Here is an 11846-nt window from a genome sequence, read left to right on the forward strand (position 1 = left end):
CGTTCCCATGCTTCCCACCCGCATCCTTGGAAAGACAGGCATCCCGGTCACCATTCTCGGCTTCGGCGGCGTGCCGGTCGGGGACTTGTACGAGCGGCTCGACGAAGGCAGGGCCATCGCGACGGTCGAGTCGGCCCACCGCGCCGGCATGACTCTGTTCGACACCTCGCCGCATTACGGGAACGGCCTCTCGGAGCTGCGTTTCGGTGCTGCGCTGCGGCGCTTTCCACGCGACTCCTACGTGCTTTCAACGAAGGTCGGAAGGCACATGAACCCGCGCATGCCGGGCAGCAGCGTCGGAGGTCCCGGCTTCGCCGGCGGCGTGCCGCATGCGTCGATCGTCGACTATTCCTATGACGGCACGATGCGCTCCTTCGAGCAGTCCCTCTTGCGGCTCGGCCTCGACCGCATTGACATCCTCCTCCTGCATGACGTGGACGTCTGGACGCACGGGCCCGAGATGGCGGACCAGCGCTTCCGGGAGGCGATGGAAGGATCCTACAAGGCCGTGCACGAACTCCGGAGCCAGGGTGTCATCAAGGCGGTGGGCCTCGGCCTCAACGAATCCGACACGACGGTGCGCTTCGTGAAGGCAGGAGACTTCGACTGCGTGCTGCTCGCCGGACGCTACTCGCTCCTCCAGCAGGATGCCCTCGACGAGTTCCTGCCGCTGGCCGAAAAGAAGGGGATCGGCGTCATTCTCGGTGGCGTCTACAATTCCGGCATCCTGGCCACCGGGGCCAAGCCCGGCGCTCATTTCAACTACGTGCCGGCTTCGCCCGAGGTGATGGACAAGGTCGCGCGGATCGAGCGCGTCTGCGAGGCCCATGACGTCCCGATCGCGGTCGCGGCCCTCCAGTTCGCCCTCGGCGCACCGACTGTCGCATCCGTGATCCTCGGAGGCATCTCTCCCGACGAGGTCGAACGCAACATGACGGCAATCAAGACCGAAGTGCCAGCCGCGCTTTGGAGCGATCTGAAAGCCGAGCGTCTGCTTCCCGAGACGGTGCCAGTGCCCGCATGAGACCAGCGCGAGCCCCACAAGAAGGTTCTGACCCGGAAGATGCGGCCGCTTCGGCCATGCAGGCTAGAGCATCGGACGGAAAAGCGGACCCTCTTTTGGGATCCAATCCGATGCTCCACGCCTTCAGTGGCGCATCGTTCGGAGCAGAAAATCGGGTCCACTTTTCCGCACGATGCGCTAGCGTAAGCGACCCGAAGGATGGACCGGCTGCCGGATGACAGGTCGGTTTCCAAGCCCCCCAACCCAGTCGGGGTGTAACGAAAGATAAGGAGGAACCCATGATGAGCAAAAGAAGCTTGTTGGCCCTTGTGGCCGCCGCCGCCCTAGCCTCCGGCCTGACTGTCGCCGGCGCGCCGGCCCGGGCCGCCGAGAAGGAAATCGTCTATCTAACGCCCGGCCTCGACCTGCCGTTCTGGCGCTATCTCTCCAAGGGCGTCGAAGCCGCGGCAAAGAAGGAGGGCTACGCCTACCAGGCGCTCGACTCCTCCAACAACGCTCAGACCCAGCTGCGCAATGCCCAGGATGCAATTGCCCGCAAAGTGGCTGGCATCGTGATCTCGCCCACCGATTCCTCGACCGCCCCCAGCGTGCTCCAGCTCGCCAAGGACGCCAACATCCCGGTCGTCATCGCCGACATCGGAACGAACAGCGGCGATTACGTGTCGTTCATCATCTCCGACAACTATGAGGGCGCGAATGGCGTCGGCAAGGCCCTTGCCGACGCCATGAAGAAAAAGGGCTGGCAGGGAGGGTCAGTCGGCATCGTCTCGATTTCCCAGGCCCGCAAGAACGGTCAGGCCCGGACGAAGGGCTTCCGGGATGCGCTCAAGGAGGCTGGGATCACTAAGGATGCCGGTCTGCAGCAGATGCAGTCGTACACCGCCGACGAGACCTTCAAGTTCACGCAGGACATGCTGACCGCCAACCCCGACATGAGGGGGCTGTTCATCCAGACCGACCAGCCCGCCATCGGGGCATTGCGCGCGATCCGTGCCGCCCGGCGACAGGGTGAGGTCCTCGTCGCGGCGTTTGACGGCATCCCGGAGTTCGTCGACCTGCTCAAGAACGGCGAGATCGTCGTTTCCGGCATGCAGCAGCCGTACCTCATGGGGGTGCGCTCCGGAGAGGCCCTCCTGGAGCATCTGAAAGGCGGCACACCCCAGAAGGAGATTCTGGTGCCGATCCTGGTCGTGACCAGCGAGAACATCGAGAAGCTCCTGCCTACCGTGAAGGAGACGGTGTTCGCCAACGAGGTGAAATAACGCCCTAAGCTTGGCCGGCCTGGAACCCCGGGCCGCGCCCCGCAACGGAAATCCGCAACGATGCATGCGTTAGGCCGGGTCCTGCCCTCAGAAATTCTCAAAGCGACCGGGGTCGACAAGACATTCGATCGTACCCAGGCACTCCGGTGCGCGACCCTCGAACTGCGCGCGGGCGAAGTTCACGGGCTTCTCGGAGCCAACGGCGCCGGCAAGTCGACCCTGTCGAAGGTCATCTCGGGGCACGTCATCCCGGATCGGGGCGAAATCGTCTTCAAGGGGCAAACGCTCCGCGTCGCCTCCACGCGCGATGCCCTTGAGGCCGGAATCGCCATCGTCATGCAGGAGACCAGTCTCGCGCCCGATCTCTCGGTTCTAGAGAACATCTTCTTGCCGGAGCTCGGCAGGTCCGGCCTGCTTTCGCGCGGCCGGCTGCGCCAGCGCGCCCGAGAGCTGCTCGCCCGGCTCGGTCACGAACATATGCTACCGCTCGACCAGGAGGTGCGCGATCTCTCCGCAGCACAGCGCCAGTTGGTCGAGATCGCTAAGGCGCTCGCGCTCGACACCGATCTCATCATCTTTGACGAGCCAACTGCGTCGTTGAGCCCGTCTGAGGTAGAGCGCCTTTTCGAGATCATGGATCGGTTGCGCCAGGACGGCCATGCCCTGGTGTTCGTGTCCCATCGCCTCGAAGAGGTCTTCGCGATCACCGACCGCGTTACCATCATGCGTGAGGGACGCACCATCGCGGCTTCGCTGGAGACGGCCTCGCTCAGCCAGGGTGACCTGGTGCGCCACATGGTCGGCCAAGAGCTAGGTTCGATCTACGCCCGCACCGCGGAAGCGCGCAAGCTCGACCAGGACCGTTCTGGCGAATTCCTGCTGGCCGTCGAAGGGCTAGGCGCGCCGCCTCACGTCGTCGACGTGTCCTTCGGCGTGCGCCGCGGCGAGATCCTTGGCCTCGGTGGGCTCGTCGGGGCTGGCCGATCCGAGGCCGCAGAGGCAATCTTCGGCCTGCGCCCGCGAGCCCGCGGCACCATCACGCTCTCGGGGAGGCGCATCGCTCCGCGGAGCCCCGCCGAGGCCATCGCCTACGGGATCGGCTTCATCCCCGAAGATCGGCGCACGCAGAACATCGTGCCCGACCTCTCGGTCAAAGAGAACCTCCTCCTCGCGCATCTGGGCGCTCACCACGGGTTCGGCCGCGGCTACCGCAAGAGAGAGGCCGCGGCAACGCGCCTCATGGAGCGGCTGGGGCTGCCCGCCGACCGCCTCCTCGATACAAACATGCTGACCTTCTCCGGAGGCATGCAGCAGAAGGTCATCATCGCGCGCTGGCTGCTGCTCAAACCTGCCGTTCTCATTCTGGATGAGCCCACCAAGGGCGTCGACATCGGCACCCGTTCCTCAATTTACACGATCCTGCGGGAGGTCGCCTCGCAGGGCATGGCCGTCGTGCTGATCTCCTCGGACTTCGAGGAACTTCTCGGCCTGGCGGACCGGATCGTCGTGCTCAGCGACGGGCGCTCAATCGCGGATCTGCCGAGCGCGCTTCTCGACGAGGTGAAGCTCACGCTGCTCGCCGCCCCGCGGACGTCCATGGCGCGCAACACCGCCCTGCTCGAGGCCGTTTCGGCAGATCACGGCGGTGCGGCCTTCTGGGCGCTCATCGATGGCGACGGGCTGATCTGCCTCAACCTCGTGGAGGCCGCGGGCAGCCCCGGTCCCGGTCTGCGGACCGGAGAGGCCATGCGGATCGGGGAGACCCGCATTCCCCGCGCCCTCACGGAGCGGCAGGACGGCTTCGTCACGGAGGCGGACGTGCCTCTCTCGACCGTGCTGGTCCCAATGCGCAGCCCGCGCGGTCACGATTTCGGCTGGATCGGGCTGACAGTCGACAGCCGGATGCCCATCCCCTCCGCCCAGACCATCCGGACGCGCGTTGAGGGCCTGATGAGCGCCGATTGAACAGGAGTGGACAGAGTGACGTCGAACAACCTCGTAAACACCGGCTCCCGCGGACCTCTCGACGGGGTTGCGCCCCGCCGCACCAACTGGGCGAGGCGGATCTTCGGCCGCCTCGAGGTGCGGATGGTCCTCCTTGCCTTGCTCATCGCCATCGTGCTGTCGGTGCTCTCTCCGTACTTTCTCACGCGCACGAACCTCTTCAACATTCTCGACCAGTCCGTGGTGGTCGGCATCGTCGCTGTCGGCATGACCTTCGTCATCCTGACCGGCGGGATTGACCTTTCGGTCGGATCGGTCGCGGGCCTGTGCGGGATCGTCCTGGGCCTTTCCCTGCAGCACCTGCCGATCCCGCTCGCCATCCCGTGCGCTATCGCGGCGGGCGGATTCATCGGCCTCGTCTCAGGGTGCCTGATCGCCTATTTCGGCCTCGCGGCTTTCGTGGTGACACTCGGCATGATGGCGATCGCCCGAAGCCTCGCGTACATTTTCTCCGGGCAGACGGCGATCTCGAACATCCCGTCGGACCTGTCGAACATCGTCTACACCTCGATCCTCGGAATCCCGGCGAACGTCGCGTTCCTCCTCGTCCTCTACGCGCTCGCCTTCGCGTACCTCACCTACACCAAGGGAGGGCGCACCATCTACGCGATCGGCTCCAACAAGGAAGCCGCGCGCGCCGCAGGCCTCTCCGTCCTTTTCTACAGCACGCTGCCCTATGTGATCTCCGGCGCCCTTTCGGCGGTCGCAGTGACGTTTTCGATAGCGCAGCTCCTTTCGGCCGATCCCCTGATGGGCAACATGCTCGAGCTCGATGCGATCGCGGCCGTGGTGATCGGAGGAGCAAGCCTCTACGGCGGGCGAGGCTCGATCGTGGGCACGCTCATCGGCGTCCTGATCATGGTGACGATCCGCAACGGGCTGAACCTCATGGGCGTTTCACCCTTCTGGCAGGGCTCGGCCATCGGAGCGATCATCATCCTGGCGCTGTTGGTCGAGAGGCTGGTCAGCATCCGGGCAAAACGCTGAAGCCGGCTAAACGGGAAGTCACGCCAAACGACCAAGCGGCCCGAGCATTCTAAAGGGAGGTTCGATATGTCCATCAATGCGTCACTCGCCGTGCGACTCTACGGCACCGAGGAGCAGGCAGAGCCGCCGCGCATTCTCCGCGCGGGCTCGCTCACCGTGGAGCTCGAAGCCGGGAACCTGCGCTACGTCCGCTTTCGCGGCCATGAGCTCCTGCGCGCCGTATCCTTCATCGTGCGCGACCGCAACTGGGGCACCTACAACCCGCGCATCTCGAACCTGTTCACCGAAGAGACAGAGGCCGGCTTTCGCGTCACCTACGACGCGGTCACGGCGGACGATCACCAGGAGTTCCGGTACTCGGCGGAGATCTCCGGCACGAGTGATGGCCAGCTCACCTTCCGAGCACGAGGCCGCGCGGCCACGGACTTCGAGACGAACCGCACCGGATTCGTGGTTCTCCATCCCGCGAGCACGGCAGGACGGCCGGCCCGGATCGAGCATGTCGACGGTCGGGTCGTGGAAGGCGCGTTCCCGGAGCTGATCGATCCCGTCCAGCCCATGATGGACCTGCGTGGGCTGACCCACGAAGCCGCTCCGGGCCTCTCGGTCACCTGCCGGATGGAGGGCGATACCTTCGAGATGGAGGACCAGCGCAACTGGACGGACGCCTCGTTCAAGACCTATGTGCGCCCGCTCGCCCTGCCCTGGCCGTACCGACTCGCGGCCGACACCGAGCTCGAACAATCCGTCACGGTGACGGTCGAGGATCGCGGGAGTGCGACCGCTCCGGCGGGCGGAACGATCACGGTCCGCCTAGGCGACGATGCGGGACCGGTCCCGCGGCTCGGCCTCGGGCTCGATCCTGCTGACGCTGAGGATGCCCGCGCCGCCCGCGGCAGTTTGGCCGAGATCGGGCCTTCCTATCTCATCTGTCGCCACGATCCCCGTCAGGGCCACGGTCCGGACACCCTACGCGCAGCGATCGAGATCGCACGCGATCTCGGCGCGCAGCCCTGGCTCGAGGCCGTCGTCCTCTCGATTGAGCAGAGCGCAGCGGAAGCTGAGGTCGCGGAGCTCGGCCAGATGGCAGTCTCGCTCGGCTCGCCGTTCCAAGTGGTCCTCATCTCGCCCGCACCCGATCTGAAATGCACCTTGCCGGGCAGCATCTGGCCGTCGGCCCCGCCGCTCGACGCGCTCTACAGGGCCGCCCGTGAGGCGTTCCCCGGTGCGGAGATCGGCGGCGGAATGTTCAGCTACTTCACAGAGCTCAACCGCAAGCGCCCGCCGACGGAGCTTCTCGACTACGTGGTTTTCACGACATGCGCCGTGGTCCATGCCGGCGACGACCGCTCCGTCATGGAGGGGCTCGGGTCGCTCCCTTTCATCGCCAAGAGCGCCCGCGCGATCGCGGGAGAGACGCCCATCATCGTCGGGCCGAGCGCCATCGGCATGCGCGACAACCCTTACGGCGAAGCCCCGATGGCCAACCCGCGCAACATCCGGCAGGCCATGAACTTCAACGATCCACGTCAGCGAGGCCTCCTCGGGGCGGCATGGAACATCGGCTACTTCTCGCATTTAGCGCGCGGCGGTGCGGCCGCGATCACGCTCGGCGGCTTGGTGGGAGCGTTCGGAGCCGTTCATGCACGCCGCTCCTGGACGCAGCCCTTCTTCGATGCCCAGCCGGGACTCTATCCAGTCTTTCACATCCTGCGTGGCCTTGCCCGGCTGGGTGGACGCGCGATGATCGCAACGGAAATCTCTGCACCCAGCTTAGTGCAAGGCTTCGCCGCCCAGTCGGACTCGGGTTGGGAGCTGTGGCTTGCGAATCTTACGGCCGAGCGCCAGCGCGTCATGATCGAGGGAAATGGGAGCATCCAAGGAGCGAGCCTCGCCGCTGAGGATTTCGAGGCAGCTGCCCTCGACCCAGGCTTTCTCGACCGGATGGCACGAATGGACTCGGTCGAGCTGGAACCCTTTGCCATTGCTAGATTGGCTCTGCAACGGTGATGGCAGTGGACAAGCCGATGACCGGAAGGGCTGCAGGGTTCGACGCTGTCCCTCACCGCAGCGGCTCGCCAGCCCTTCCGCGGGAAGCCGGCCGGGCTAGCGCGCCAGCCATCCGCCGTCGACAGGCAGCGTATGGCCTGTGATCATGGCGGCGGCATCGCTGGCGAGGAAGACGACCGAGGCAGCGATCTCCTCAGGCTCGATGAGACGGCCGAGCGGTGTGGCATCCAGGATCGCGCCCTTCAGTGCGGCATCGGCGAGCAGGGATTCGACGAGGGCGGTCCTGACGAAAGCCGGAGCCACCCCGTTCACCCGGATGCCGTGCGGCGCCCATTCCAGGGCCCAAGCCCGCGTGAGGTTCACGAGAGCGCCCTTCACGGCGTGGTAGGCTGGATTCGGGTAAAGCCCTCCTCCCGATAAGCCCATGATGGAGGCGACGTTCACGATAGCGCCACGACCCTGCGTGATCATGGGCTTCGCGGCGGCCCGCGCGCAGAAGAACGCTCCCGTGAGGCCGATTCCCAGGACACGCTGCCACTGTTCCGTGGGAAGGTCGACCGTCGCGACTCTCGCTCCGACGCCGGCGTTGTTGACGAGAACGTCGAGGCTTCCGAATTGCGAACGGGTTTCTTCGATAACACGGTCGACTTCGCGCTCGTCGGCGACGTCGAGCCGTGCCGGGAACGCTTGGCCACCGGCCCGGGAGATCTCGTCCGCCACCTGTGCCGCACGGGTGCCGTCCATATCAGTGACGGCAACACTGGCACCGGCATGTGCGAACGCTATGGCCGTGGCGCGTCCGATGCCGGCCCCAGCCCCCGTGATCAGGACCACCCGCGCGTCGAATCGCAGTTGCGCTGCTAATGGATTCAAACGACCCTCCCCTTTGACCGTCCGCATTCTGGCCGGTCGACCGAACATTTTCCAAGCTGGAAGAAGCTGGAAATCGCACTTGGAAAAGAAACTAAGTGCTTTTCAGGTCAGTGTAGAGGATAACCTGCGTGCCTGAACGAGCGCCAGGCGGGCGTGTACAGACCGTGAGCAGTCCGTAGGCGGCCCAGGTGGTCTTGCTGCGGGCGATGGAGCGACGGTGCGTGACGGTATCGGTGCTCATGGTGGGATCCTGCCACGGAGTTGGTCAAACATCACCTTGAACCGGCGGGGCAATCTCACCCCAGGTTGCGCCTCCTATGAAACGTAGAGGTCCGGGCATGCCTGAAGCCGCACTTCAGTTGCCTGCCCGCTCTCAAGTGCCTTTCCGCAGGCCGCCGCGGTCGCCGTCGCGGCGTAGCCGTCCCATGCGCTTGCACCGACGGGAACTCCGGTCCGGATCGAGTCCACCCATGCCTGGAGTTGGCTCCTGTAGGCAGCAGAGAAGTGTGCCCGCCAATCCTCGGCAAACCTGGAAATCTCCTGTCCAGAGGAGCGAATGCGCACGAGGGACTGCGGCGTGAGCGCCAGAGTGCCGTTCTCGCATACGAGCTCCGCGCGGACATCGTAGCCGTAACGGGCATTCACAAAAACTTCGATGTCGACGAGGGTGCCCTGACGAGTTTCTAACACGATGAACTGCGGGTCCATCAAGGCGCCAGGGTCGGTTGGCCTTCGCCTGAAAACCGTTGCGGCCGTGAATTCGCTGTCTAGGAGCCAGCGCGCGATATCGATCTCGTGGACGGCCGAATTGCTGATCAGCATTGCGGAGTTGAACCAAGAGGGCGCGTTGGCATTGCGGTGGATGCAGTGCATCAGGAGCGGTGCGCCGAATCGGCCACTCTTCAGGTTGGATCTCATGGTCACATAGCCGGGATCGAACCGTCGCATGAAGCCTACCTGGACGAGGCGTTTCCCGATCGCGATCTCCGCATCCACGATGCGCAGGCAGCCTTCGACGGTTGGAGAGAGCGGTTTTTCGCACAGCACGGGCTTTCCAGCCGAGAGGCAGGCAAGAACCAGCTCCTCGTGGGTGGCGTCAGGAGCGGCGATCAAGACCGCGCCGACCATAGGATCACCGATTAGAGAGTGCGCATCAGCATGGATGCGTTCGACCCGGGCGGCCGCTGCGACCGCCGCGGCCTTATTCGCGTCCACGTCCGAAATGGCGACCGGGACGGCCCCTTGAACGGAACTCGCAAGGATAAGGGCATGGTCGCCGCCCATGACACCGGTCCCGATCACCCCTACCCCGATGGTCATTCCACCTCCTCCCGCGGCATGCTTTCCCAGGGCGTCACGTCAGCCGACGCCCAACCCACGCCTCGAGCGCCCTGTTGAAGCGATCCGGCGCCCAGTCCTCGGCCAATGCCTGCGTCATGAGTGATTGCTGCGTTTGCGGGGCGAGCCCGCCGATGGGCGGATCTCGATCGAGGTTTGTCGGAAACGAATAGCCCTCGGCGCAGGCGGAGACCGCATTGGCTCCCTGCTCGGGCGTCAGTCGGCCCGAGGTCAGCATCGATCTGAGCGTGGGATAGAGCGCCGCGCTCATCCGAACCCGGTCGACACTTTCCATGGCACGGCCAAGAGCGGACGATATCTGGAGCAGATTCGCCATCCGGCGGACGGTCTCCGACCGATTGGTGCCGGCTGCATGGAAGACGGCGGGGTTGAAGAAAACGGCGTCACCCTTCGACAGCGGCAACTGCACGTGATGCCGCTCGAAGTACTCCTTGAACTCAGGCCTGCTGGTCGCGAGATAGCCCAGCAGGTAAGACTGCGAGTAGGGAAGGTAAAGCGTCGGTCCCGTCTCTATCGGCATGTCGCAATGGGCCACCGCGCCCTGGAGCGTGAGGACCGGGGAAAGGCGGTGCACGTGAGCCGGGTAGCGAGAACCGCTTTCAGGTGTCTGGAAGCCCAAATGGTAATCGCGATGGGCCGACTGTGCGGCTCCCCCCGGATTGACAACATTGAGCTGCGACGTGATCTGGTAGGCGGGTCCAAGCCAGGCCTCGCTGATGAGAGCAATCACCTCGTTGCCGTAATAGGCTACGAATGTCTCAGGATCCCGCAGGCAGAGCTTCTCGAGGGCATTCCAGACGCGATCGTTGGCGCCCGGCTTCGCAAAGTGGTCGCCTCCACCCACGTTGCTGGCGCGCTGCTCCTCGATCATGGCCCAGAACTGCTCTGTCGCGGCCTCCAGGGGCGCTAGGTTGGCAAAAGCGGCGCGGATGACGAGGATTCCCGGCCCGTTCATCATGGCTTCGACCCATTCGGCCATGAGCGCCTTGCGACTCTCGGGCGATGACGCTGCCACACGCACGGCGGCACCATCGTAGACCAAGACGTTCGACACCACCTCGCTGGCGAGGCGATACTCGGTGATGTCGGTCGTGCGTTCCACTAGGGCCTTGCAGTCGTCGAGGTCACATTGGTCTTCGCTTAACCAGACCTGATCGCCCCGGATTTGGGAAATGTTGTCGGTCCTCATGTCGAAAGTCCTTCCCGGGAAGCAGTCGCATGGGAACGCCGCCGGAGCGGGCCAGGAGGCGTTCCCTACGCAGTCGGTACAAGGCTCACGACGAGCCGCCGATGCAGGTTGCCACGTTCTGGGGCGTGCAGACGTCGAGACCCGTATAGGTCGGATCCTTCGGTGCTGGCTTGCCGTCTTTGATGTCCTTCAGGAAGAACATCGTCTTATAGCCCATCTCAAACGGGCGCTGGCCAACCTGTCCCTTGGAAAGACCGGCCTTCAGCAGGTCAAGTTGGACGGGAAGCGTATCGGCCACGACCAATGCCAGCGAGCCGTTGTCGATGCGGGCCTTATACTTCTCCGCGACCTTCCGGTAGGCCTGCGGAATAAACTGCGGGAAGCCGCCAGTCGGGATGAAAGCGTCGAGTTGCGGGTACTTGCCGAGGGTGTCTTCCATCTGCTGGACGGAGAGCGGGAAATCATCATTGGTGTAGAGGGGACAGCCCTCGACCTCGCGCCAGCCGTTCTGGCCTGTCAGCCGCGCCCCGGGAGCCTGGTCCGATTTCGCCCCGGCAAGCGTGTCCCGGATGCCCTGCATGCGCTCATTATGGTTCGCTGCCGCGGCGCCGCCTGATTGGATGCAGATCGTCCCACCCTTCGGCTTTATCTGCTGGGCGAGCTTCGCCAAATTGACGCCGATCTCGTAGTTGTGAGTGCCAACATACGCGACGCGCAGGGCCTTGTCCTTCTCTAAGAGGTCGGAATCCCAGGTAAGGACCGGAATGCCTGCCTTCTTCGCCCCCTCAAGTGCCTTTCCCATTGCGGCCGCATTTGCGGGTGACACCGCGATGCCATCGACCTTCTTTGAAATCAGGTCGTTCACAACCTGAACCTGCTCGTCGCCGCCGCCGTGCTCGCCGGGGCCGATGTACATGCACTCGAAAGCGCCGTTCGATTCTTTTTCGGCCTTTTTGCAGCCGTCACGGGCTTGGTCGAAGAATGGATTATTCATGTTCTTTGGCACGAGCGCGAAGACAAGCTTCTTTCCCTGTGCCTGGGCGCCGGCACTCATCGCCAGGAGCGCAGCAGCCGCCACGCTCAATGTCAGGGCTCTCATTGGTGTTCCTCCTTCTGGTAATGATCGTCCGGCATAGCT

At 64.5% G+C, this 11846-nt stretch carries 10 protein-coding genes; 5 read left to right on the forward strand and 5 right to left on the reverse strand.

Annotated elements, in window-relative coordinates; translation table 11 throughout:
* Positions 1–7 precede the first annotated feature (7 nt).
* The 5 genes from AB8841_RS09040 to AB8841_RS09060 all read left to right on the forward strand — a co-directional run bounded on the left by AB8841_RS09040 (position 8) and on the right by AB8841_RS09060 (position 7287).
* Positions 8–1024: an aldo/keto reductase gene (locus AB8841_RS09040; protein ID WP_370435433.1), complete on the forward strand. Its 1017-nt coding sequence runs from the start codon at positions 8–10 to the stop codon at positions 1022–1024.
* Positions 1025–1302: 278 nt separating this feature from the next.
* Positions 1303–2286 (forward strand): substrate-binding domain-containing protein, encoded by a 984-nt coding sequence (locus tag AB8841_RS09045; protein ID WP_370435434.1) that lies wholly within the window; start codon positions 1303–1305, stop codon positions 2284–2286.
* Positions 2287–2346: 60 nt separating this feature from the next.
* A complete protein-coding gene (locus tag AB8841_RS09050) occupies positions 2347–4251 on the forward strand; it encodes a sugar ABC transporter ATP-binding protein (protein ID WP_370435435.1) in 1905 nt (634 codons plus the stop codon).
* Between the two features lie 15 nt (positions 4252–4266).
* Positions 4267–5277, forward strand: coding sequence for an ABC transporter permease (locus AB8841_RS09055; RefSeq protein WP_370435436.1), 1011 nt, complete (start codon positions 4267–4269; stop codon positions 5275–5277).
* A gap of 66 nt (positions 5278–5343) precedes the next feature.
* Complete coding sequence (locus AB8841_RS09060) at positions 5344–7287, forward strand: hypothetical protein (RefSeq protein ID WP_370435437.1); 1944 nt, start codon at positions 5344–5346, stop codon at positions 7285–7287.
* Between the two features lie 96 nt (positions 7288–7383).
* Here the strand turns inward: AB8841_RS09060 and AB8841_RS09065 are convergent, their stop codons facing one another.
* From AB8841_RS09065 to AB8841_RS09085, 5 genes are all read right to left on the reverse strand, one after another.
* Entirely contained in the window at positions 7384–8160 is a 777-nt protein-coding gene (locus tag AB8841_RS09065; RefSeq protein WP_370435438.1) for an SDR family NAD(P)-dependent oxidoreductase, read from the reverse strand.
* A 91-nt stretch (positions 8161–8251) separates the two neighbouring features.
* Positions 8252–8401, reverse strand: a complete 150-nt coding sequence (locus tag AB8841_RS09070) for a hypothetical protein (protein WP_370435439.1) — start codon at positions 8399–8401, stop codon at positions 8252–8254.
* A 74-nt stretch (positions 8402–8475) separates the two neighbouring features.
* Positions 8476–9480 (reverse strand): Gfo/Idh/MocA family protein, encoded by a 1005-nt coding sequence (locus tag AB8841_RS09075; protein ID WP_370435440.1) that lies wholly within the window; start codon positions 9478–9480, stop codon positions 8476–8478.
* Between the two features lie 34 nt (positions 9481–9514).
* Positions 9515–10708: a phytanoyl-CoA dioxygenase family protein gene (locus AB8841_RS09080; protein ID WP_370435441.1), complete on the reverse strand. Its 1194-nt coding sequence runs from the start codon at positions 10706–10708 to the stop codon at positions 9515–9517.
* A gap of 85 nt (positions 10709–10793) precedes the next feature.
* Positions 10794–11807, reverse strand: a complete 1014-nt coding sequence (locus AB8841_RS09085) for a sugar-binding protein (protein ID WP_370435442.1) — start codon at positions 11805–11807, stop codon at positions 10794–10796.
* Between the last annotated feature and the right edge of the window lie 39 nt (positions 11808–11846).

The sequence above is a fragment of the Microvirga sp. TS319 genome (assembly GCF_041276405.1).
GTDB lineage: Bacteria > Pseudomonadota > Alphaproteobacteria > Rhizobiales > Beijerinckiaceae > Microvirga.